10 protein-coding genes are annotated in these 26,846 nt (G+C 48.6%); 3 read left to right on the top strand and 7 right to left on the bottom strand.

The genetic code is table 11. The annotated features are described in order from the left end of the window. Nucleotides 1–31 precede the first annotated feature (31 nt). The 3 genes from HZF10_RS07795 to HZF10_RS07785 all read left to right on the top strand — a co-directional run bounded on the left by HZF10_RS07795 (nucleotide 32) and on the right by HZF10_RS07785 (nucleotide 19,326). Entirely contained in the window at nucleotides 32–8,071 is an 8,040-nt protein-coding gene (locus tag HZF10_RS07795; RefSeq protein WP_176005639.1) for a RemA C-terminal-like gliding motility protein, read from the top strand. A 167-nt stretch (nucleotides 8,072–8,238) separates the two neighbouring features. Continuing rightward, the gene (locus tag HZF10_RS07790) at nucleotides 8,239–12,825 is read left to right on the top strand and encodes a RemA C-terminal-like gliding motility protein (protein ID WP_176005638.1); all 4,587 of its coding nucleotides are present in this window, start codon (nucleotides 8,239–8,241) and stop codon (nucleotides 12,823–12,825) included. A gap of 108 nt (nucleotides 12,826–12,933) precedes the next feature. Next, nucleotides 12,934–19,326: an alpha-2-macroglobulin family protein gene (locus HZF10_RS07785; protein ID WP_176005637.1), complete on the top strand. Its 6,393-nt coding sequence runs from the start codon at nucleotides 12,934–12,936 to the stop codon at nucleotides 19,324–19,326. A gap of 69 nt (nucleotides 19,327–19,395) precedes the next feature. Here the strand turns inward: HZF10_RS07785 and HZF10_RS07780 are convergent, their stop codons facing one another. The 7 genes from HZF10_RS07780 to hpt form a co-directional block, all read right to left on the bottom strand. Continuing rightward, the gene (locus HZF10_RS07780; protein WP_176005636.1) at nucleotides 19,396–21,540 is read right to left on the bottom strand and encodes a S46 family peptidase; all 2,145 of its coding nucleotides are present in this window, start codon (nucleotides 21,538–21,540) and stop codon (nucleotides 19,396–19,398) included. Nucleotides 21,541–21,722: 182 nt separating this feature from the next. Beyond that, the gene (locus tag HZF10_RS07775) at nucleotides 21,723–22,256 is read right to left on the bottom strand and encodes a hypothetical protein (RefSeq protein ID WP_176005635.1); all 534 of its coding nucleotides are present in this window, start codon (nucleotides 22,254–22,256) and stop codon (nucleotides 21,723–21,725) included. A 1-nt stretch (nucleotide 22,257) separates the two neighbouring features. Then, nucleotides 22,258–23,013 carry a hypothetical protein gene (locus HZF10_RS07770; protein ID WP_176005634.1) on the bottom strand — a complete coding sequence of 252 codons (756 nt, stop codon included), beginning with the start codon at nucleotides 23,011–23,013 and terminating at the stop codon, nucleotides 22,258–22,260. Between the two features lie 108 nt (nucleotides 23,014–23,121). Beyond that, complete coding sequence (gene obgE, locus HZF10_RS07765) at nucleotides 23,122–24,129, bottom strand: GTPase ObgE (protein WP_176005633.1); 1,008 nt, start codon at nucleotides 24,127–24,129, stop codon at nucleotides 23,122–23,124. Nucleotides 24,130–24,187: 58 nt separating this feature from the next. Next, a complete protein-coding gene (locus HZF10_RS07760) occupies nucleotides 24,188–25,465 on the bottom strand; it encodes a hemolysin family protein (protein WP_176005632.1) in 1,278 nt (425 codons plus the stop codon). A gap of 67 nt (nucleotides 25,466–25,532) precedes the next feature. Next, a complete protein-coding gene (locus HZF10_RS07755) occupies nucleotides 25,533–26,105 on the bottom strand; it encodes an adenylate kinase (RefSeq protein ID WP_176005631.1) in 573 nt (190 codons plus the stop codon). A 65-nt stretch (nucleotides 26,106–26,170) separates the two neighbouring features. After that, nucleotides 26,171–26,701 (bottom strand): hypoxanthine phosphoribosyltransferase, encoded by a 531-nt coding sequence (hpt, locus tag HZF10_RS07750; RefSeq protein WP_176005630.1) that lies wholly within the window; start codon nucleotides 26,699–26,701, stop codon nucleotides 26,171–26,173. Nucleotides 26,702–26,846 lie beyond the last annotated feature (145 nt).

The following is a 26,846-nucleotide window of genomic DNA, read 5'->3' as shown; positions in this document are numbered from 1 at the left end:
CGCGACACGGAATCGAAAAAAAAGCAAGACTATGGAAAAAAAGTACCTAACCTCGAATATCGGTTGTTTATCTGAAAAACGGAAAACGGTGAGCGCGTTTTTGGCCGTTGTCGTCCTTTTCGTTTTTTCGATGACATCAACCGCACAAGTAGCTGGCCCGAATAATCCAACTACATCTGGAACTCAAGGTGCTAACGTAAACTGGGCAAATACCAATGAAATTTTGGTTTTGGACAATACCGCAAGCACCGTCAATCTCAATAGCGGACAATCAAGCCGGTATTTGACGGGTTCAGGATATGGATTTGCCATTCCCGGAACTGCAACAATAAACGGAATCCTGGTAACAATTCGTCGCGGAAGCTCTTCAAACAATGGAGCAAATATCAACGATGTAAATGTCCGACTCATGAAGGCGGGTACTTTACAAGGCAATAATCTTGCTGTTCCTGCAACGGACTGGAACAACTCATGGACAAATGTAAATTATGGCGGAACGACTAATCTTTGGGGAAGCACCTGGACACCGGCCGAAATCAACAATGCCGGATTCGGAGTAGGAATTATGGTCGACTCAGACGCGACCAGAACTGGATATGTCGATAGCATGAGAATTACGGTTTATTATACCGTACCGTTGACACCTACCATCACCAGTTTCTCACCAACCGGATATTGTCAAGGAACGACACCTCTAGTCACCATAAACGGTACGAACCTCAGCGGAACGACAGCCGTTTCATTTAACGGTGTGCCTGCGACTTCGTTCAATAACATTAGCAGCACTCAAATTACCGCGACACCTTCTGTAGGATTGACTAGCGGTGCGGTTTCGGTCACGACGCCTGGCGGAACAGCTAACGGATCTTTCACTTTATATTCGAATCCTACCGTAAACCCAATAACCGGATCTGCTCCGATTTGCCCGGGAAATACGGTACAACTTTCAAATACGACACCAAGCGGTACATGGACGTCTTTGACTCCGTTAATCGCGACTGTAAATGCAACCACCGGATTGGTAACGGGTGTGGCCGGCGGAACGGCGACGATCCGATATTCGGTGACCAACGGCAACGGCTGTACGACAGCGGTCACTACTACGGTTACTGTAAATGCGAATCCGGTTTTGTCCGGACCGAGTTCGGTTTGTCCTGGCGCTACGATCAATTTGTCTCCGTCATCGGGTGGAAACTGGGTCGCCAACAATCCTGGTGTCGCAACGATTTCGAACGCAGGTGTCGTAACCGGAATCACACCTGGAATCGCCACTTTCACTTTTACGGACAGCACAACGGGTTGTTCGGCTACGACCGGAAATATCACGGTCAATACACAACCGTCGATTTCTTCGGATCCGAACCCGGTTTCTGTATGTTCGGGCAATTCGGCCAGTTTTACCGTAAGCGCTACAGGAGCAGGATTGACTTACCAATGGTATAACGGCGCGACGCTTTTGTCTAATGGTGGGAACATTTCGGGCGCGACTTCGACGACTCTTACCATAAACCCTGTGAATTTATCGGATGCCAGCGCAAATTACCATTGCGTCGTAAGCGGAACGTGTTCACCATCGGCAACTTCGGCTAATGCCGGTTTGACCGTTACCGAAAGAGTGATCATCACCGCGCAACCTGCTACCACCCAAACCCATTGCGAAAACGATTCGGTAAGTTTCACTATTGGCGCGACCGGAGCCGGACTTACCTATCAATGGTATAACGGCGCGACGCTTTTGAGCGATGGCGGAAATATATCTGGTGCGACGACCGCAACACTTACGTTGAATCCTGTGGCTACTTCAAACGCATCGGCGAACTATCATTGTATCGTAAGCGGAACATCGCCTTGTAATCCGGTAAATTCGGCTATGGCGGCGCTTGTCGTGAATTCCGGACCTGCAATTACCGTTGAACCTGTGGCAACACAAACCGTATGTGCGGGAGCAAACGTCTCGTTCAGTGTGACAGCAACTGGTGGAAACCTTATCTATCAATGGTACAACGGCGCGACTCCTTTGTCTAACGGCGGAAATATCTCGGGTGCGGCTTCGGCTACGCTTTCCATAAGCAATACGACTCCTGCGAACTCATCGAACGATTACCACGTGGTTGTGTCGAATGGTTGCGTCGTGCCGGCGGTTTCGATTTCGGCCGTGCTCGTGGTCAACGAAAGACCTTACATCCCGGCTCAAAATACGACAATTTGCAGCGAAGACGCTTTTGACGCGACTCCGACTAACGGAATCCCGACAGCGGCTACAATCGTACCTGCGGGCACGACCTATTCATGGCCTGCGCCTGTAGTTACCGGTGGAATTACCGGAGGAAGCGCGCAAAGCGGACAGGCGGCGGTGAGCCAAACGCTCATCAACCCTACGAATGTGGTGCAGACGGCAACGTACACGGTAACGCCTACATCAGGAACTGCCGGGAATTGCGTCGGAACGGCGTTTACGGTAGTCGTGACGGTAAATCCGAGGCCATTCATCATCAATACGACGCAAACCGCCTGTAGTGGAACGACTTTCTCTTACGCTCCGACAAACGGAGGCGGCAATATCATTCCTGCTGGAACTACCTATTCATGGGGTTTGCCTGTGTTATCAGGTGTTGTCGGAGGTGCGACGACGGGTACGAACCAGCCTACAATCAGCCAAAATTTGACCAATACGACAGGCTCTACGCAAACCGCTACCTATACGGTAACCGCCAGCAACGGCACTTGTATCGGCTCGACATTCAACGTGATTTTCAATGTGTATCCGACGCCGACCGTGGCCGGAACGCCTACGACCCAAACCATTTGCTCGGGAACGGCCATCACCTCTATCGTGATGACCAATCCGAACGGCGTTTCGGGAACCATAGATTACAGCTGGACGCGAAACAACACGGTGAACGTTACGGGAATTGGAGGGAGTGGTTTCGGCGACACGATTTCGGGCACATTGACCAATACGACCAACACGCCGCAGACCGTTACGTTTTCTTTGACAGCGACTTCGGAATTCGGATGTGCATCGAACGTGCCGTTTACAGTCGATGTGATCGTGAATCCTCGTCCAACGGTTTCGGCCACACCGGCTTCACAAACCGTTTGTTCCGGAAATGCGATTGCAAACATCAATATTGCCAACCCGAATTCGGTTGTCGGAACGACTTATAGCTGGACGCGCGACAATACGGCAAACCTCACGGGAATTGCAGCCAGCGGATCGAGTTCGACAATTTCAGGTTCGCTTACGAATACTACGAATGTCGCTCAGACGACGACTTTCACCATCATGACTTCGGCCGCGGGATGCGATTCGGCCCCGATTACGGTTACGGTTACGGTGAATCCGCAGCCTACTGTATCGGCAAGCCCGGCAACCCAAACATTGTGTTCGGCATTGCCTTTCACGACGATTAACATTTCAAATCCGAATGCGGTTTCTGGAACTACTTTCAATTGGACGCGAGATAATGTCGCCACAGTAACCGGACTTGGAGCTAGCGGAAACGGAACGAGCATTGCAGGCACTTTGACCAACACGACCAATGCCGTCGTCACGGTAACCTTTACGATAACGGCTACGGCTGCAGGCTGCCCTTCGGCTACGACCACGGCACAGATTACGTTGGATCCGGCACCGAACATGACGCGTACTCCGGCAACCCAGAACGTTTGTACAGGTTCGAATATGGCGACCATTACGTTCACGAACACGAACAGCGTTCCGGGAACAGTATATAGTTGGACCCGATCGAACACTACAAATGTTACGGGAATCGCCAACAGCGGAAACAGCAATATAATTACGGGAACTCCTGTCAACAACACTACCGTCAGCCAAATCACGGTAATCACGATGATCGCCACGGCCCCTAACGGGTGCTCGATCATTTCTACTGCATCGGTTACGGTCTATCCGAATCTGGTCGCTCCTGTGATTGGTGAGAACCAGACCGTTTGTGAATTCGCTTCACCGGGAGCTATTACGCAAACCACTCCTGTTGCCGGCGGATCGGGAACTTATACATATCAATGGCAACGAAGCCTCGACGGTTTGACCGGATGGGCGAACGCTCCGGGTGCAAGCACGGGCGCGAGTTATACGCCGGGCTTGATCACGGGTGCGACGCCAAACTATTACTACAGGCTTGTCGTGACGAATCCTTGCGGAAGCGTGACGAGTAATTCTGTGTTGATTCAAGTTGTGGATAACGTCGGATTTACGTTCAACATGAACGGACAACCGGGTGCAGCGATTTGTCCCGGAACGACATTTACGCCAAGTATCAGCTCGATCCACTCGGACGATGCAGCCATTCGATTCAATTATACCATCGACAATACCTACCTCACATCACCTACTCCGAATCCTACGGGAACTACAAGCCCTAGATTCTGGTTCTTGGTGTGGCTAAGGACATCGGAAGCCGACTTCTCATTCACGGCTCAAAACACCACGAATGCGACGGTTGTCACTCCTATTTCTATCGTTCCTAACATTTACGATTATCCGGGACCGCCTACGGGAGCTTTCCAATGTAGCATTACGCCTCAGGTATTCAACGTGAGCATTTTGCCTCGTCCGGTGGCGACGATCACAAGTCCTCCGGACAATTCGACGATTTGTAGCGCCACAAGTGCCGGTGTGACCGTAAGCGGAAACATCACCGACGGAAACATGTACTATACCGTGACACGTAGCGTGAATGCATTGGTGACCAGTTCGGTGACTTTCCCGTATACATCGGCGAATTTTACACCGGGCCAATCATTCGTTTTCCCTGATGTTTTGACCAACTTATCGGCTGCCAACCAAAACGTAACGTATACGATCACGCCTCGTTCTACCGCTGGTTGCGTGGGAACTCCGGTCACGATTACCATAATCGTTGCACGACCTGTAACTCCAGGAACGGTAGCGGCCAACCAAACGCTTTGCAGCCCGGCCGACCCGGCGGCATTTACAGAAACCATACCTGCAACCGGAACCAGCTTGTCTTACCAATGGTACAGCAGCACCGTTGCTGCAACCGGTCCTTGGACTTTGATTCCCGGTGCAACGGCAATTACTTACGATGCACCTGCTGGATTGACGCAAACCACATGGTACAGACGCGAAGTGACGTCGGTCATCAACGGCGTGCCTTGTTCGGTGGCCAATACGACTCCGATACAGGTGACGATCAACAATGTGACTGCAGGAGCGATTGCGGGCGATTTGACGATTTGCAACGGAGACGATCCTCCAGCGTTTACCTCTTCTGCACCGGGAACCGCAACCGGCACGCTTTCTTATTTCTGGGAATACAGCACCGTCGGATGCAGCGGCCCTTGGACGCTTATCGGTTCGTCGAACACGGCGGCTTATAATCCTGGACCTTTGACGCAGACTACTTATTATAGAAGAACGGCGGTTTCCACTATCGGAATCCAGACGTGTTCGGCCACAAGCAACTGCGTAACGATTACGGTGAACCAAGTCAACGGAGGAACGGTCGGAAGCGACCAGACGCTTTGCGGAAACAACCCTGCCGCATTTACAGTCGTCGCTCCAGCCACAGGTTCGGGTGTTTTGACGTATCAATGGCAAAGCACGACTTCGGCTTCGGGTTGTGCAAGTCCGAGCGGAAGCTGGGCAAACATTCCAGGTGCGACATCGGCAACGTACGATCCGCCAGCCGGACTCACCCAAACGACTTATTACAGAAGAATCACTACTTCTACGTTTAACGGCGTACAATGTACCGCTTTGAGCAATTGTATAACCGTAACGGCGAATTCGGTCACTCCGGGCGTCATTGCATCCAACCAGACCGTTTGTTCGGGAGGCGACCCTGCGGCCTTTACCGTAACGATTCCTGCCACGGGAACAGGCTTGACCTATCAATGGCAAAGCAGTACGGTGAGTGCGGCCGGACCTTGGACAAATATTCCGAGTGCAAATGCCGCGACATACGATCCGCCGGCGGGACTTACACAAACCACGCACTATCAAAGAGTGGTTACCGGAACGGTGAATGCCGTGAGCTGCGACGCTACTTCGAATAGCCTGACCGTTTTCGTGAATGACGTAACCGCTCCTGTCATGGCAGGCGACCAAACGATATGCGCCGGCGAAAATCCGGCTGCGTTTACAATCGTGACTGCGGCTACGGCCAACGGAGCGCTTTCTTATCAATGGCAAAGCAACACCATCGGTTGCGGCGGTCCTTGGACAAATATCGGTGGAGCGACATCGGCAACTTATGATCCGCCGGTACTTGCACAAACGACCTATTACCACGTGATCGTCACATCGACGTTGAACTCGGTCAACTGTACCGCGACGAGCAATTGCATCACCGTGACCGGAAACGGAAAAACCTGGAACGGTTCGGCGGGCACAGACTGGAACAACGCCGCCAACTGGACACCTGCGGGCGTACCGACGAACATGAATTGCGTCGTCATTCCGAACGTGACCAATGACCCAATCATTTCGGGAGTGAGCTTTGTCGGATATGCATTGAACTTGACCATCCTTAACGGAGGAAACTTATCCGTAACCGGAAGCAACACGATCGAAGTGACCAATTTCGTCAACGTGAATGCGGGAGGCGCGTTCAATATTGCCGATGACGCGAGCCTGAACCAAATCGACAATGTAGCCAACGTAGGAACGATGCACATGCAAAGAACTACGCCGCCGGTCTATCGATTCGACTACACGTATTGGAATTCACCTGTAACATTGGCATCGAACTACACTTTGGGCAACTTGTCGCCGAATACGCAATCGGATAAGTTTTATAGCTGGAATCCGTCGGTTGCCGGAGGAAACGGAAACTGGATACAGGAAAGCGTCGCCACGATCATGAATCCGAACAAAGGATACATCGTCCGCGCGCCTAACGGTTATTCGAACAGCCCCATGATTACGGCTCCGTACACGGCCACTTTTATCGGCACGCCAAACAACGGATCACTAACGGCTCCTGTCGCAATAGGAAGCTTGCCGCCAGCTTCGGTGAACGACAAGTTGAATTTGATCGGAAACCCATATCCGTCGGCACTTGATGCGGATCTTTTCCTTGCGCATCCTACAAATGTCAATTTACTAGACGGTACGTTGTACTTCTGGACGCACCATTCGCCTCCGAGTACGGCATTTGCAGATCCATTCTATGGCAATTTCACAAGCAATTACACCGCTTCCGATTATGCCACCTATACGACCGGAATGGGCGGAACCAGTACTGTTCCTGCAGGTTACGGAGGAACTCCTCCTACCGGATTTGTCGCCACGGGCCAAAGCTTCTTCGTAAAAGCGTTGGCCAGCGGAAATGCCGTTTTTGAAAACAATATGAGGGTACGCGGCAATAACAATGTATTCTTTAGACAGGCGAATCCGTTTACGACGGCGACTCCGACTTTAGAAAGACACCGCATCTGGCTAAACCTAGCCAATACACAAGGGGCGTTCAGTCAGATTTTGGTCGGATATGCCGAAGGGGCGACCAACGCAAGAGACCGTAATTTCGACGGGGAAACTTTTGCAGGCAACGCGGTCACGTTCTATTCCACTATCGAAGATGTTAGATTGACGGTACAGGGACGCGCGCTGCCTTTTGAAACCTCAGATCTGGTTCCTCTTGGCTACAAAGCCACGGTTGCAGCGACGTTTACCGTAGGAGTCGACCATCTCGACGGTTTGTTCGAAACCCAAAATGTGTACCTCGAGGACAAATTGCTCAATGTTATCCACGATTTGAAAAGCGCGCCATACTCGTTCGCTTCGGCAGTAGGGACATTCAACGACCGCTTCGTGTTGCGTTACACCAATGAACAGCTTGGCGTAGGCGATCACGAGCTTCAGGATGGCGTTGTGGCGTTCATAAGTGACGATAAATTGTTCGCTCAGGCTTCTTTGGATATCATCTCAATCGAAATCTTTGATGTGAACGGCAAGAAAATCACCACTTACGAACCACAAGGAAATACGTTTGAAAGCAGCTTCAATTTCGCCCAAGGCATTTATATAGCAAAAGTCAAACTTTCGGACGATAACGAGTTCGACATTAAATTAGCGCATTGATTTTAAGTTTGATATGCTTAGGGAAAGGTCTTCGAAAGAGGGCCTTTTTCTTTTTTACACCTCAACGGACAAAATTATTGACAGATTACGAATTTTATAAACCATATATTCTGAAACATATTTTATTTCATTAAATTTGGAATACTACCACAAACGTGTCAATGCTTATGAAAAATAATTACGATTTCCTCAAGCATTTCCTTTGTATTCTTTTTTTACTGTTTCAGACGTGGATTTTTGCCCAAGCCGATGTATGTGCCGGCACAGCTCCTTCACTTTCCGTGAATACGACTTGCTCCACGACGAATTACACGGTCACCTCGGCGTTCAACAACGACGGACCGGCACCGTGTTCGGGAACATCCCATCGCGACGGATGGTTCCAGTTCACGACGGATGCGACCACGACGAACGTGTCGATTATCGGGACGAGCAACCGAAATCTCGGGCTTGCGATTTATACGGCTTGCGGCGCGGCTTATACCGCTTGTACAGTTCCTGCAATGGCCGACGCTACCTTGAACGCGGCGGTCAATCCGAATACCACGTATTATTTGCGTTTGATGCGTACGAACAATCTGGGTTCGAACAACATGACGGGAACCATCTGCGTGGTAAAAAGCGTGGCTTTGAGCAACGACGAATGTTCGACAGCTACACCGTTGACGGTAACGACTTCATGCAGTTATTCCTCATACACGACAACGGGCGCGACGGCGAGTTCGGGAATTCCCGCTCCCGGATGTGCCAGTTATTCGGGCGGAGACGTGTGGTTCTCGGCAACCGTACCCGCAAACGGTATTTTAACCGTAGACACCCAAACCGGGAACATTACCGATTCGGGCATGGCGTTCTACACCGGAAGTTGTGGTTCATTGAGTTTGCTTTCGTGCGATGACGACAGCAGCGTCAACGGCAATATGTCGACGCTTACCGCAACGGGATTGACGCCCGGCACAACGGTCTATATCAGGGTTTGGGCGTATAACGGCGCGCAATCGGGAACTTTCGGCATTTGTGCCACTACGCTTCCCCCATGTTCGCAAACACCCTCATTGATCACCTCGACGACGACATTGACTTCGGCCAACGTATCGTGGACGGCGGCCTCTCCTGCACCGGCAAGCGGATATCAATATTATGTGACCACAAGCGCAACACCTCCTACGGCAGGCACGATTCCTACAGGAACTGTCGCGGCAGGCGTGACTTCGGTAAGTCTTACAGGTCTTACCGCCAATACCACGTATTATTTTTGGGTCAGGTCGTATTGCACCGTAACGGAATACAGCTCTTGGGTCGGCTCGAGTTTCCACACTGGCCATTGCTTGCCATCTTCTACGGGAACGGGTTATTACGTCAATAATTTTTCTACGACCGCAGGAACATCAAACATTACCAATAACGGCTCGGGCTTGTCGACGAACGGTTATGGGGATTTCTACCCGACGATGACCGTTGCGGCCAATCCGGCTTCGACCGTCAACTTTAGTGCGGCCATGACCGGAGGCACATTCGGTTTCAATATTTGGGTCGATTGGAATAACGATCTTGATTTTGACGATGCGGGCGAAAAAATGTATTCAAGCGGAGGTTACGTGGCCGGGGCAACCGGAACGATGACCGTACCCACGATTGCGGCCGGCGATTACCGCATGCGTATCCGTGCCGATTTTTACGCCACCAATCCGTCGGCCTGCGGATCGATCACTTATGGAGAAGCCGAAGATTACAAATTCACGGTCAACACGTTGCCTTGTTCCGGAAATCCGTCGAACCTGAGCTCTTCGGCCATCACTTCGGGAACGGCCACGATCAGCTGGACGGCTGCAAGCCCTGCACCGGCAAACGGATATCAGTATTATGTGTCGACATCGTCCGTTGCGCCCACTGCGGCCAGCACTCCAACAGGAAGTACGGGCGCAGGCGTGACCACCGCAAACCTTACGGCACTTGCACCCAACACTTTCTATTATTTTTGGGTGCGCTCGAATTGCGGAGGCGCGACAGGACAAGGCATTTGGATCGGATATGCGTATTTCCAAACCCTATCCGGCCCACCGACAACAACGGGAACGAACATTTGCCAAGGCGGATCGGGAACGATTTCAGCGACGGCTTCGTGTACCGCTTTAACCAATGTCGGACTTACGATAAACGGCGCTTGGAATGCTGCGACCGACCCTATCGCGTTGCAGCCGTTGATATTCCTGGACAATTCGCCCACTTGTATTTTCGATGACAATACCGCCAATTATACCATGTACAGTTTTCAGGTGAGCGTTACCGGGACATACACCTTCAACATGACGCCCGATGCGGCTTATGACGGTATGGGTTACATTGTCGTGCTTCCGTTCACGCCCGGAGTCTGCGGAAGCGGCACATGGATCGTGGGCGACGACGACGGCGGGCCTTCTTCGCTTGAATGCCAAATGAGCGCCACGCTCAACGCGGGAGTCACATACACCTTGATTTCGACGATGTTCTCGTTTTCGAACATCACGCTTACGGATACATATCAATGGCAGATTACAGGCCCGACCGGAGGTTACTTGTCTTCTACGGCGAGCGCTCCGGTAGAATGGTATACGGCATCTTCGGGCGGATCGCCTATAGGTACGGGATCGCCTTTCAATCCGGTTGGGGTTGCAGGTTCGGGACTGGCCAATACGAATACGGCGGGAACATATACATATTACGCGGCCTGTTCTTCATCGCCTTCGGTGCGAGCAAGTGCAGATTTCATCATCCGGCCACGACCGACTTCGGTAATCTCGGGATCGGGAAACAGCTGTATGGGCACGGCCGCCATCAGCATCGCTTTGACAGGAACCGCACCTTGGAACTTGACTTATACCGATGGCGTCACGCCGACCACGATAACGGGAATCATGACGAGTCCTTACACCGTTTCGGTTTCTCCATCGGCGACGGCCATTTATTCCGTTACCGCGTTGACCGATGCGAACTGTACGGCTATCGCAGCCGACATGACCGGAAACGCGTCATGGCCGTACAAAACCTGGAACGGTTCGGCGGGAACGGCATGGAGCAATGGCGCCAATTGGACACCTGTGGGCGTTCCGACTTCGAGCGACTGTGTCGTAATCCCGAATGTGACGAACGATCCGATCATTTCGGGTACGAATTACACTGGAAACGCTTACAATATGACGGTTCTCAATGGCGGCTATCTGCAGATCACTTCGGGCAACAATCTGGTTTTGGTCGATGTATTGAACGTGAACGCAGGCGGTCAATTCCAAATCATGAACGACGCGAGTTTGATTCAGGTGAACAATACGGCCAACGTCGGAATCGTCACGATGCAACGCATCACCCAACCCGTTTACCGATACGATTACACCTATTGGAATTCACCTATGACGATGGCTTCGAATTACACGTTGGGCAATTTATCTCCTGCCACACAACCGGACAAATTTTACAGCTGGACGCCTTTCATAGGTTCAGGAACCGGAAATTGGGCACAGGAAGGCACGGCTACGGTCATGGACCCTAGAAAAGGCTACATTGTTCGTGCGCCCCAAACCTATTCGACGAGTCCTTCGGTCAAAGTGCCGTACACCGCAACTTTCACAGGAACACCGAACAACGGTCCTATCAATGCGCCGGTAAGCCACGGAACGCTGGGAGGCGCGATAACAGACGACAAATGGAACTTGCTCGGCAATCCATATCCGTCGGCTTTGAGCGCGGCTTCTTTCCTCAATCATGCGGCAAATGCTACGACCATAGACGGCACGATTTATTTCTGGACGCACAACACCGCACCGAGCGCGAGTTTCCCTGATCCGTTTTATTACGACTTCCTGATCAATTACAGCGCAGCCGATTACGCTTCTTGGAATAAATTAGGAGGCGTCGGAACGATGGCCTCGTCTGGCGGGCCAGCTCCGAACGGATATGTAGCGGCCGGACAATCATTTTTCGTAAAAAGCCTCGTTCCGTCGGGCAATGCGACTTTCAACAATGCGATGCGTGTATCGGGCAACAACAGCCAATTCTTCAGGCCGAATATGGATACATTCAAATTGGATGCCGACGAACAGCCCGAACCCGACCTTGAAAAACACCGCATTTGGCTCAACCTTACCGCTTCGGCGAACGTATTCTGCCAAACCCTTGTCGGATATTCCCAAAACGCCACATTAGATTGGGACAGAGGCCTTGACGGTTTGCGTTTCGATGATACAGGAACGGGACTTTATTCTATAATGCAAGACAAGAATCTCGTCATCCAAGCACGTCCGATTCCTTTCGACGTTAATGACCAAGTACCGTTGGGTTTCCACAATACGGGCGGAAGCGATTTTTCGATTCGCATCGATCATGTAGACGGATTGTTCACCGACCAAAACATTTACCTCGAGGATAAATTGCTCGACATCATCCACAACCTCAAGGAAAGCCCATACGATTTCACTTCGGCTACAGGCCGATTCGACGATCGTTTCGTTTTGAGATATACGACGGAAGCTTTGCAGGTGAATGATGCTGAACAACTTCAATTAATGGCTTTCATTGACGACGAACAACTACTCGTCCAATCGTCCAAAACAGTTTCTAAAGTCGTGGTTTATGATATCACAGGTAAATTGTTGCGCACGTTTTTACCTATTTCGGATGAGTTTCCGCTTCGATGGGATTTCTTCTATTCCGAAGGTATTTATCTTGCCAAAATCTATTTTCCGGACGGAACTGTGGTGAATCGGAAGTTGACGAATTGAATAATCGATATATCTTTATCAGGTCGGGGCAAATTTACCCGACCTTTTTTATTTTTACCCCAACCTTTTGTAGGAAAATCTAATCTAAAAAGGTAAACCCAACCACCAATGAAAAGCTTTTACCTGATCCTTTTATTACTTTGCGGAACTGCCTTTGCCCAAAATTACCAAAAGAAATGGGATAAGGTTTCACGACTCGAAACGCAAGGAAAAGTCAAGTCTGCAAATCGGGTCGCTTCTAAAATATATCGCAAGGCCAAACGACGGGAAAACGACGAACAGATTCTGAAGAGCTTTTTCTTCCGCTCAAAATACCTGTTCACGCTCGATGCCGATGCGCAAAATATCGTGCTTGAAAACATCAGGCATGAAATCGAAGAAAGTTCCGATTCGAACAAAGCTATTTTTCTTTGGATTTACGCACGTTCGCTTGAACGCTTTTCGAATAAATTCCAATATGAAATCGGCAGGAACAAACCCCTAGACGATTACAGGAATCAAAACATAAAGCAATGGACGTCGGCACAATTGGAACGTGAAATAGAGGATACTTATGCCCTACTTTTCTCTGATCCCGAAGCTTTGAGGAAAATTTCACTCAAACCATACAAAGACATTTTCGTCTATTTCGATGAGAAACGGTTCGCCGAGGAAAACCTGCTCGAATACTTAGCATTGGAGTTTATAGGAAGTCGCGTGGCATTCCAAAACTTTTACATTGAAGACGACAACGTCAAAGCATTGCTCGACAACATTTCGGCTTCATCGAAAGAATTTGCGAAATATGACCTTTCGAGTCTTGAGTATCCGCAATTTCAAAAAGCATTGCACCTGTTCCAACTTTTGGAAAAAGACAACGAAAACCTCAAATATCGTTTCCTTCGTTTGCAATATGTGTACAGTTCGATTCGAAATTCGGACGAGATTTATTTTCGAAAATTATCCGAAATCGAAAAAGAGGCAACCGATTCGCTACTGATCACAAACATACTTCTCCAGAAGGCCAAAATCCATTTGCGCAAAGCAGACAAAATCACGGCCGCGAACGAGAGGAAAACAGCCATGGCTTTGCTGGACAGCATACTCGCTTTCAAGATCACGTCGGACACAAAACAAGAGGCACAAAAAATGAAGAACGATTTGCTGCTTCCGGCCTTGCGGGCTTCTGTTCCTCAAATGCTATACTATGGGGAAAACTCTCGTATATCGGTGCTTTATAAGAATACCGACAGCATAAGCGTTTCTTTTCACCGAATCCCGGTTTCGATCTATATGCGCGACAGTGTGCCGAAATTTTTGTCTGGTCACTACAAAACGGTGCGAACCAAAAAACCCGATCTAAAAGTTTCGTATGCGCTGCCCAAATCGGACGATTATTTTGAATATCGCACCGAATTCCTGCTTCCTAAATTAGACTTGGGCACTTATTTCGTCTCGATTGAAAGTCCGGGAGGCGTGATTGACGAGAATTCTTATGAAATCTTGACGGTCACCGACCTGCAACTGATAGGAACTTCTCAGGCAACAGAAAAAGTCATGACGGTCGTTGATCGAAAATCGGGAAAACCCGTCAAAGACGCCGTGATTCATATGCACAAAACAGAATTGCAAACGAATGCCGACGGTTTTGCGCGTTGTGAAGAAAGATTGACGACCTATGACAACCATATACTTATCACCAAGGGAGTCGATTCTCTTTACGTGAAGGATATGCAATTTGGAGGTTGGAGACAATACCAAGGCGATGAGAGACGCGCTATTGCCAATATTTACATGGATCGTAACATTTATCGGCCGGGACAGAAAGCGTTTTACAAAATCATTTTGACCGAATCGCTCGAGAAAGGCAATAAAATTTTGGATGGAATCAAAGTCAATGTCGTCGTAAACGATCCCAAATGGAAGACAATATTTTCTACAACGGCCACAACCAACGAATTTGGCTCCGTTTTCGGAGAATTCACGATTCCGGAAGGCGGTCTTACCGGAGAATTCACGATATCAATTGACGAACCCGACGACCTCGAAGAAGAGGACGACTACGACGAAGAAGCCGATGAACACCCGTTTTGGGATCATGTGCGATTCTATGAAGACGAAAAAAGATTTTTGGTCGAGGAATACAAACGTCCCAAATTTGAGGTCGCGTTCAATCCGATAACCGAGCCTTATAAACTGGGCCAAACCATTGTCGTGAAAGGAAAAGTCAAATCGTATTCGGGAAGCCTTGGCAACACCAAAGCCGCTATTTCGATACACAAAAGGCTATATGGCTATTATCGGAATCACAGATCTGAACCTGACCCAGTCATCAGGGACACTGTAGAAGTGAGCGCTTCGGGCGATTTCGAAGTTTCGCTCATCACCGAAAAAGACGATTCAGATGACGACACAGACCAATCGGAAACCTATACGATTGAAGCCGAAGTCACCGATTTAAGCGGCGAAACCCGAACCGCTACAAAAGAAATCCAGGTTTACGAATCGGCTCTTGAACTCAACCTTAGTCCTAAAAACAGGATGTCGGGAATTCAGGAAAGCGCCCTCTTTTTTGTTAACTCACGAAACCTCGACGATCAGTTTTTACCTACTTCTGGAACGCTCGAATTCCGGCTCAAATCGAAAGAGCGCCACAACCTGAAACCTCGGGAATTTCCCAAACCCGACATTGCTTCGATTCCCGATTCGGTAATGAAGCGATTATTCCCGTATGAAGATCTTGAAGGCGAGCAAATCGTGACGGATACATCCGCGCTCAAAATCATCAAAGTAGATACGGGCAAACAACGGCAAATCGAGGTAGATTTTACCGGAATGCCTGAAGGCGACTACGAAATAACGTTCAAGGCGCGCGATCCTTTCGGCAAAGAGACGCGTGTTCGCTGCGACTTCAAATTTTCTGATTACACTTTAGAAAAAAGCCCGTCGAAGCTGTTCACCGCCAAAATTCTCAACAAAAATGTAATCAAGGATAGGTTCGCCTTATTGCAATTGAGCTCTGTCATCCCCGATTTGCATGTTCGGCTGATTGCCGTATCGGAATCGAAAGTGTACTTTGAAAAATCGATGACCTTGATTGGCGGGAAAAATCTTGTGCGCATCGATTTGCCTGAGAACTACCGCAAAGGCATTTCGTTTTATATCGATTCTTTTTTCGAGAATTATCATTTCGACGTTGAAATTCCGGTTTTACCTTACACTTTTTCTCCGTCGCTTGAGTTCGAGACTTTACACATGCGCGATCGACTGCAGCCTTCCGAAAAAGAAAAATGGTCATTCAAACTCTCGGCTACAGATACGGATTTGCAGGCCGAAATCCTCGCATCTATGTACGACACCGCACTTGATCAATTGACGCAAGACGACAACCGCGATGACTTCAAATGGATGTTCGTGGGCAATTATCAAAAATCAAGGGTGGACGTCCCAAAACGGAAAGCGTACGATTTGTGGTCGTCCGAAAAACCTCTCACGTTTAAAAAAACGCTTTTGTCGGTGCCCGGCAAAACCGAAATGACCCAACTCAATTGGTTTGACTTTAGTTTTATCGATGTCCCGACAGTAAGCCAAAAGCTTGTCAAAAAACGAGCACTGCCAAAAAAGAACACAGACGGTACGATTACGATCACAGGAATCGTATCGGACGATTCAGGCCCGTTGCCAGGGGCGAATGTCGTGGTGTTGCGAACAAAACAAGGCGTGCAGACCGATGTTGACGGCATCTATTCCATTTCAATTTCACCCGGAGATGAGCTCGTTTTCAGCTTTGTGGGAATGGCCGACCAAAACCATTACGTAGACGAAGGGCAAATTCTCAACGTAAGGCTCAAGGAAGGCGGAATTTCACTTGGCGAAGTCGTCGTGACAGGCGCACTTGGCATCCAGAAAAAAGTCAGGACGGAATTCAATAAGATTTCAGAATCGGAAGCTGCACTGTCTCTTATCAAACTCATACGCGGGCTCAAAATCGAGGAATCGTATCTGGATGAAACCGTCATCCGTCGTTTCGCTTTGGAATCGGAGAGTGCCATCGACACCAAACAAATCATCGTAATGGACGGCAAAATTATTTCGCCAAAAGAACTTTCGGGAATGTTGACTCAAGATATTGTAAGTGTTTCGGTGTTTTCGGCAAAAGAAGCCCAATCGCTTTTCGGGAATATTGGCTCGAACGGTGCGATTTCTATCATAACCCAAAAAGCCATGAACGGCCTGAGCGAAGTAAAAGCGAGAGGTAACTTTTCTGAAACCGCGTTTTTTTATCCCGATATAAAAGTTGACGACAAAGGCCGTTTCGATTTCGAATTTACCGGACCAGAAGCACTGACTTCCTGGAAAATGCGACTGTTGGCACACAATAAATCGGGAATTTCGGGTATGGTCACCAAAATCATAAAGACACAGAAGAATTTGATGGTGATGCCGAATTTTCCGCGATTCCTTATCGAAAACGACAGTATCGACATTGCCGTAAAAATATCGAACCTGCTGCCGGAAACCCAATCGGGAACCGTCGTGCTTGAGATTTCTGATGCCGGTACGATGCAACCGATCGCCAACTTCGATCGATCGGTTAAGAATTTCTCGGTTGCCGCTTTGAACAGTATTGTCGCGCACTGGAAAATCCATGTCCCTCAAGGCGTTGCCGGCCTACATTATCGCGTAGTGGCAACAACGGGTAATCATTCGGACGGTGAGGAAAGCAACATTCCTGTGTTGAGCAGCGACATGCTTATCCTTGAATCCGTGCCGATTTGGGTAAGGGAAAACACACGAAAGGAATTCGTTTTGGAAAATCTCGTCAACGCCAAGTCGGAATCGCTCAGACACAAGCAGCTTTCGCTTGAATACATCTCAAATCCGGTTTGGGCCGCCTTGCAATCGCTCCCGTACCTGATCGAATTCGAACACGAATGCGCCGAACAGACTTTCGCACGGTATTATGCCAACACGTTAGCGGCCAATCTAATTTCGTCCAATCCTAAAATCGCGTCGGTGCTCGAAGCTTGGAGAAGCCATCCGACAAATCCCGAGAACGAAAAAAAGATCGTATTGGCCTTGGGTGAAACGCCTTGGTTTTCAGAATTGGCGACCGAAGACGAAAAGAAAAAACGGTTCGCCTTATTACTCGACCTTGACCGCATGGCTGTTGCCGAAGAAAACAATTACGAGAAGCTCAAGTCTAAACAACATGCAAATGGTGCCTTCGGATGGTTCGACGATTCGCCGGACAACCTGTTTATCACCTGTCATGTTTTGGCAGGACTCGGACATCTCAAAAAACTCGTGCCACAAGTTCACGCCAATACGAATAGACTGGCCGTAGCGCGAAATGCCACCAACTATCTCGATTGGAATTTTACCGATAAAAAAAGCGCAAAAATTCAGGTTGACCGTCGTCTGGAACGGCAGTATCTATATGCAAGAAGTTTCTTCCTTAAAGAATTTCCGATAACGGCGCAACGGAGAAAAAGCATCGACAGTACAGTTCTCATCGTAGCATCACAATGGAAAAACTTCGACTTGTACGAAAAAGCGAAAGCTGCTCTCATCCTGCACAGGTTCGGGCAAATTGAAACGTCTAAGAAAATTCTTGAATCGCTTAAGGAAACCTCGGCTTCGGATGAAACCAAAGGTATGTTCTGGATCCAAAACCAAGGTGGATGGTATTGGTATCAGGCGCCAATCGAAACCCAGGCGATGATTATCGAGGCGTTCGCAGAAATCAACCAGGACGAGGAAGCGATAAACGCGATGAAAGTTTGGCTGCTGAGCAAAAAACAGCTCCAGAATTGGGAATCGACAAAAGCGACTACCGAGGCAATATACGCTTTGCTTCTAGGCAAAAACAATTGGCTCGAGGCAAAAGATCAGTCGGTTATCAGGATCGGCAATCACAAAATCGATAGCGAAAAACTGGCCGAAAATGAAAAAGAAGCGGTTACCGGTTATGTGAAAATCAATTGGAAACCTCAAGATATCTCGAATGAGATGGGCAAAATCGCGATAGAGAACAAATCGGAAGTTCCCGCTTACGGTGGCTTGTACTGGCAATATCTCGAGAATCCCGACAAGATAACAGCCACCAAAGGCCCGTCGACGATCGATCAGCAACTGTTCGTAAAAACCGGCGACGGCGTAAAACCGCTTTCGGCAACCGATCGACTCAAGGTTGGCGATTTAGTGCGTGTGCGTCTTGTCATTACAGCCAAAGACGAATTGGAATACGTGCACCTCAAATCGATGCGAGCTTCCTGTTTCGAACCTGTCGATGTGCTTTCGGGATATGAATCCGAAGGAAATCTGTGGTTTTACAAAAGCACGAAAGACGTGGCCACGCATTTCTTTTTCGACCGTCTTAAAGCCGGATCTTACATTTTGGAATACGACGTCAGGGTCAACAATGCGGGCGATTTCTCGAACGGAATCAGCACGATCCAAAGTATGTATGCGCCTGAATTCGCGGCACATTCCAAAGGAATCCGCGTAAATGTGAAGTAATGGTCATTATTTGTCAAATAAAAAATCCCGCCGTAAAAGCGGGATTTTCATTTTATTTCAAATCGCAAATTACTTCACGATCGTCATTTCGTCAACGATGTGTTTCGCTCCCGCGTACTTGTCGATTACCCAAAGTACGTAACGGATATCGACGTTGATCGTGCGTTGCAAATCTTTGTCGAAAATTACGTCTCCGGCCATAGCTTCGATGTTTCCGTCGAACGCCAATCCGATAAGTTCGCCTTTTCCGTTCAACACTGGTGAACCTGAGTTACCGCCCGTGATGTCGTTATCGGTAAGGAAGTTGACCGGCATGTAGCCTTTCTTGTCGGCGTAACGGCCATAGTCCTTGGCTTTGTACAAGTCGAGCAAATGCTGCGGCAAATCGAATTCGGCATCGCCTTTCTTGTACTTCTTGACCATTCCGTCGAATGTCGTGTAGTTGTTGATTTTGGCGTCGTTGCGCTTATCTGCAGGCAAAGAGCGTACTTTTCCGTAAGTCAAACGCAGCGTAGAGTTCGCGTCCGGATACTGGATCGGGTTCAGCTTCGACTCGCGCAAGCCTTCGACTTCGAGACGGAATGCCTTCTGGAAATCGTCTGTCATCTGCTTTTGCTCGTCGTTCATGTTGCGCATTTTGCCCAACAATTCCATTGACAAGCCGTAAAGCGGATCTGTTTCCAGTTTTGCAGGGTCAGGATTCTTGAGGAAAGCCTCGAGTTTGTCTTTTGAAGAATAGATACTCTTGTCGGTGATGTCGTTCACGTAAGCCGTGAAATCGCCGTTGTTCTGGCGTTTTTGCTTTTCTACTGTCGGAGCCAGTCCGTATTCGGAAGCTTTTGCTGCGTACAGGTTCAATTGGGCCGTAAGGATGTCCTTCTCTGCCGGAGCGTAGAATTCTTCATAATACGTATCGATCTGCCCCTGGATTTTTGGCCACATCTCGGCTTTCTTCGCGTCGTTTTCCTTATAATACTGGATCAGCGCATTCCCGATAACCGATGGAGCCGTAGAGTACGTCGAAGTCCTTAGCAATTGCGTCAGGTAGTTGTCGTGGCGCGCTTTAAGGTTCGTCTTGTCATAATAGTTGTTCAAGGTCGCGATCACGTTTCCGTATTTTGCCTTGTTCTCAGGCTTGTTTGCCCAAGTGTTGAATTTCGCTTCCTGTTCCGCCTTGGCTTTCGCAGTGCCGTGCTTGGTAAGGGCATCGATCATTCCCTGGCGGTTTTTCCAGTAGTTTGCGGTAGAAGCATATTTGGAAGCATATTTGAGGCGGATGTCGTCGCTCTTGTCCATGTGCTTCTTCATTTGGTCCATGCCGGTTTTGGCGCCTTCAACCCAAGCCGGATACGCATATTTCACGTTTTGGTCGATTCCGCCTGCAGGCATCCAACGGTTCGTACGTCCCGGATAACCCAAAATCATCGCGAAATCTTTTTCCTGAACGCCGTTAAGGTTGATCGGAAGGTATTTCTTCGGATGGATCGGCACGTTGTTTTCTGAATAGTCGGCCGGATTTCCGTCTTTGTCGCCATAGATGCGGAACATAGAGAAATCTCCGGTGTGACGCGGCCATTCCCAGTTGTCCGTATCGCCACCGAATTTACCGATGCTTTCCGGCGGAGTTCCAACGAAACGCACGTCTTTATAATCTTGGTATACGAAATAGTAGTATTCGTTCCCTTGGAAGAAAGGACGAACCGAAACCACATATTTTCCGTTCTCGCTGTTTTCTTTCTCGATCAAAGCGATTTCCTGTTGGATGGCTTTGTTGCGATCGGCCTCGGACATCTTGTCGTTGACTTTGCCAAGGATACGCTTCGAAACGTCGTCCATACGAACGAAGAAACGCACGTAAAGCGACTTCGGTTTCATCTCGCCTTTTTTGTCGGCGGCCCAATACCCGTCGCGCAAATAGTTTTTCTCTGGAGTCGAAAGCTCAGCAATCGCGTCATAACCGCAGTGGTGGTTGGTCAAGACCAAACCGTCCTTAGAGATGAGTTCGGCCGTACAACCTCCGTTGAATTGCACGATGGCATCTTTAAGGCTGCTGTGGTTGATGCTGTAAATTTCCTCAGCCGTAAGCTGCAACCCCATTTTTTGCATGTCGCGGTGGTTGAGCCTTTCGATGAACATAAGGAACCACATTCCTTCGTCGGCACGCATCGGGAAAGCCGACAGGGCGAGCGCGAAGAACAAAATGATTTTTTTCATTTCTGATAGATTAATGTTAGTTAACGGCGGAATAAGTCGAAGGAAAGTGCAAAATGTTACACGAGACTTTCCGCATTTAAAGCGTCGCGAAGATAAGGCAAAATGCGATTTCAAAAAAGCCAAAAGCCCAAACTAAATCGTTATAGTATTGGGCTTTCGTCGATTGGAAAATATCGTAAGAATTACTGCACGTAATATTTTTTGGCATTTTCGATGAAATACGCTTTGATCGCTTCGTAATCATCGGTTTCTTTTGGGATAACGATTTTTCCCGATCCCGAAAATACGTTCTCATCAACCGAAGTGATCGTGATGCCATTCTTGCCGATAACGGTCGATTGGATGTTGTCGACGGAGATGAATTGGTTGAAATCAGCCGCTCCGTAACGCATCTGTGCCGCCTTCATCCCGAATTTATTCATTCCGTTGATCGTCGCATCGTTAAGACCTCTCGCCACGTGGTCGTCGGCGATTTGGAATAGTGTCGATTCCAGACGGTTTTCGATTTGAGGCATCGAAATCGCGCTCACCAATCCCATGATCAACAACCCGAAAACCAACGGGAAGACCGCAATGACTTTGATCGAACCCGGCGCGATCACCAACAGCAACAACGAGAAAAACGCAAAAACGCCCATTCCGATATAGAATTTGGTCAACGCTTCCCGCTTTGCCGCGGCCCTTATGCCTTCTTTGCTTATCGTATAGGTTTTCATATCAGCCTTTATTCCAGATTTGGTTTTCAGAATCGATGATTTTCGCCATCTGTTTGATGGAACCGTCTTCAAAATTATAATTCCCAGATCGTACGGCCATCTCGAAACGCGGCCTGACCTCGGCAATCCTCACAGTATTTTCGGGACGTGTCACACGAGATTCTATCGTTTGCGCCAACAATGCGAAATGCTCGTTGAGTTCGTGTTTGGTGACCTGCTGGCCGTTTATTTTCTCGTAAATCGAATGTGCGTACCGATAGTTCGAAGTCGGCCAAACGAATGCGTGCGAAATTCCGGCCCAGAACGAGGCTTTGTTATTTTCGTAAGCGTCGTCGGTCTTGTTCAAATTCAACAACGTTGTACGCGCGTAATGGAATTGAGCGAGAAATTTGGCATCCTGGCGGCGTATCATCTTCACACCCAAAAATATCGGATAGGCAAAACAGAAAATCTGGAACATCGTATTCCAAAATCCGGGAATGGCTTCACCGTCGTGCACCATAACACCTACGAACCAAAGCACGACCAACGCCAAAATCCACGTCGGGATCCAAAAAAGTTTGCCTTTGATACCCGAACGATACGTCGCGGCGATGAGCCAATAAATGAAGTAAAGCGCGATCAGGCTGTTGACTTTTTGCGTGAACGGGGAAACGCGGTCAAAAAAATCGCCGAGGCCGGTCCAATACATCAACAAGACGACGATTCCGATAATGATGGCTTGCCCTAAAGCGGCCATGTTAAAAATAACGATCATAAGATTAGGATGGTTTTCGCCAAAAATAGACGTTTTATCGAAATACTGAAATTTTAAAAGTTACATTTCGATTTCATCCACAAAAAAACCGTCAAAAGACGATCTTCGTTATTCGGTAGTATTGAGCATTTGCCACAACTTGTCCTTGAGCTCGGTCAAGCCTTGCTGCGCGACCGACGATATGAACAGGAACGGTACGCCTTTGAGCGTTTTGTCGAGTTCTTTTTTCATCTCGGCCTTGAGTTCGTCGTCGAGCATGTCGGTTTTCGAAATCACGAGCAAACGCTCTTTGTCGAGCATTTCGGGATTGTATTTTTCGAGCTCGTTGAGAAGGATTTTGTATTCTTCGACGATATCTTTCGCATCGGCCGGAACAAGGAACAACAGTGTGGAATTGCGTTCGATATGGCGCAAAAAGTAATGCCCGAGTCCTTTGCCTTCTGCTGCGCCTTCGATGATTCCGGGAATGTCTGCAATCACGAACGACTGGAAATCGCGATAAGCGACGATTCCCAAATTAGGCTTCAACGTCGTAAACGGATAATCGGCGATTTTTGGCTTGGCCGAAGTGAGCACCGAAAGCAATGTCGATTTTCCGGCGTTCGGGAAACCTACGAGACCTACGTCGGCAAGCACTTTGAGTTCAAGCACGATGTCTTTCTCCTCTGGCGGCATTCCGGGTTGCGCGTAACGCGGCGTTTGGTTGGTTGCCGAACGGAAATGCCAGTTGCCAAGACCTCCTTTTCCGCCTTGGGCGATGATTCTTTGCTCGCCGTCTTCGGTAATCTCGAACAACACTTCATTGGTGTCTTTGTCGCGAACGACCGTTCCGAGCGGCACTTCGATGTATTTGTCTTCCCCGTCGTGACCTGTTGAGCGCGATGAACCTCCGTCTCCGCCATGTCCGGCTTTGACGTGTTTGGCGAATTTGAGGTGGAAAAGTGTCCAAAGTCCTTTGTTGCCTTTAAGGATCACATGTCCGCCACGGCCGCCGTCACCACCGTCGGGTCCGCCCTTTTCGATGAACTTTTCACGGTGAAGGTGCGTGGAGCCTTTTCCTCCTTTGCCGGATGAGATGTATATTTTGACGTAGTCTACGAAATTTCCTTCTGTCATTTTGTATGCCTGAGTGCCTGAGTGCCTGAGTGCCTGAGTCACTCGCGAGCCGCAGAAATTATTTTTCCTTTAGTGAGGTTACGAGAACCTTGTCTATTTTTACGCCGTCCATATCGAGCACTTCGAGTTCGAAGTTCTGCCACTGGAGTTTTTCGCCTTGTTTGGGTATGCGCGACAATTCGGTCATGATAAGCCCCGAAACCGTCGTCACTTCGTAATCGGTGACCAGGTCGTCGAGTTCGAAATAGGTCAAAAAGTCGTGCAGCGGATAATGCCCGTCTACGAGCCAACTGCCATCTTCGCGCGTCATCAACTGGAAATCTTCCTTATAGAAATCGGAAGCATCGCCAACTAGCGCCTCGAGAATGTCATTCAACGTGATGATGCCTTGGAACACACCGTATTCATCGGCCACGAAAGCATAATGCACACCACTTTTCTTGAAGTTTTCCAAAGCGTTGTAAGCCGTGGTCTGTTCCATGATGAAAGGCGCTTCGGTCATGATTTTCGACAGGTTGAAATCGGCTTCCTCGAAATGCGCGAAAATGCTCTTGAGATTGACCACGCCCACGATATCATCGTAATTCTTATCGTAAACCGGATACACCGAATGCAATTCCTGCAACATCAGTTCGCGCGTTTGCTCTTTGTTGGCATTGAGTGGCAAAAACGCCACCGATTTGCGGTGCGTCATAAGCGAATTCACTTTCCTGTCACCGATATGGAACACGCGCTCCATGATGTCCTGTTCGATTTCCTGCACTTCGCCTCCTTCGGTTCCTTCTTTGATGATGGCCTTGATTTCCTCTTCGGTGACTTTTCCGTCGGCCGATGGCTTGATCATGAAAATCTTGAGCAAAGCCTCGGTAGAAACCGTAAGCAACCAAATGAACGGCGCCGTCGCGATCGAAATCCACTTCATCGGGATGGCGATCGACTTGGCGATTTTTTCGGGATAATTGAGGCCGATGCGTTTCGGGAACAACTCGCCGAGCACCAAAGAGAAAAACGTCAGGATGACAACCACGATACCAACCGAAAGCGTATCGGCGTAAGGTTTGAGCGTTTCAAAACCTTCGACGAACGCTTTTACGTCGGACGTGACTTTGTCTCCCGAGAAAATACCCGTCAAAATCCCGATCAACGTAATCCCGATCTGCACCGTCGACAGGAACTTATTGGGTGAATTCGACAGGTCGAGTGCCGTTTGGGCGCCTTTATTGCCTTTTTTGGCCGCATTTTCCAGTCGGTTCTTGCGAGCCGAAACCAACGCGATTTCCGACATCGAAAAAACGCCGTTGAGGATAATGAGGAATAATATTATGAGTAGTTCCATTGTTTTTGAATATCGAAAGCCGAAAGTCGAACGAGTCGAGATCCAAGATTCCTTTTTGGGCTTTTGCCTACAAATTATCGATTACGCTGCTCAGACGTTCGGTGATTTCTGAAATTTCGCCGATTCCGTCGACCGCATGGAATTTGCCTTGTTTTTTGTAATAATCCATAAGCGGCGCGGTCTTTTCGTTGTATTCCTGGTAGCGGTTGCGGATCTTGTCTTCGTCCTGATCGTCTACTCTACCCGATGTTTTTCCTCTTTCGAGAAGTCGGGCAACTAAAATATTATCGTCGGCTTCAAGTGCGATGGTTGCCGTGTTTTCCGTTCCTTTCGAAGTCAAAAACGCGTCCAGGGCTTCGGCTTGCGAAATCGTGCGCGGATAACCGTCGAACAAAAAACCTTTGGCTTCAGGATTTGCATTCACTGCGTCAATCAGCATATTCGTGGTCACTTCGTCGGGAACCAAATCGCCTTTGTCGATGTAACTTTTGGCGAGATTGCCGAGTTCGGTGCCGTTTTTCATGTTGAAGCGGAAAATATCTCCGGTAGAAAGGTGTACGAGGTTGTATTTCTCTTTTAAGAATTCTGCTTGTGTTCCTTTGCCGGCTCCGGGTTTTCCGAACAATACGATGTTGATCATTGTGTGTTAGTCGTTAGTATTTAGATAATAGATGATAGACTGTTAGATAATGGACGCTACCGTGATTATTCAGCAAGTTGATATACCAATGGCAGATTGCGTCCGAGGCCGTCGTAATCGAGTCCGTAACCCACGATGAACTTGTTCGGGATGCGGATACCGATGTAGTCGATCTTGATGTCCTTTTTGTACGCTTCGGGCTTGAAGAACAGCGTCGCGATCTTAAGATGCTTGACGTTCTGGGCTTTGAAAAGTGCTTTGAGCTCTTCGATCGTATTGCCCGTATCGACAATGTCCTCGACAATGACGACACTTCGGCCTTCAAGATTCTGGTTGAGTCCGATGAGCTGTTTGACTTCGTTGGTCGTCGACGTGCCTTCGTACGAAGAAAGTTTCATAAAGCTTACCTCGCAAGGAAATCTGTATTTTTTGAGGATGTCGGAAACGATCATGAATGCGCCGTTAAGGATTCCGATAAAGACAGGAGTTTCTTCTTGATGATCGTCTTCGATGTGCTTGACCATTTCGGAAATCGCGAAATCAATTTCTTCTTCTGAAATGAACGGCACGAATTTTTTATCGTGAAGCTGTATCACTGGTGTTTGGAATAAAGGTGCAAATATCTGAAAATGCATCGGGTTGATAAAAATAAATATACGGAAAAGACACTTTTGGGTCAATGTTAAATATCTTTTAATATTCGTATCGATTTTTTTCGCCCGATTTTTAATGGCTAACTTC

Origin of the sequence: Flavobacterium agri (assembly GCF_013401995.1) — a bacterium.
GTDB classification, from domain to species: Bacteria; Bacteroidota; Bacteroidia; order Flavobacteriales; family Flavobacteriaceae; genus Flavobacterium; species Flavobacterium agri.
Note: the sequence above shows the minus strand (reverse complement) of the source record. Positions and strands in the feature narration are given on the sequence as shown.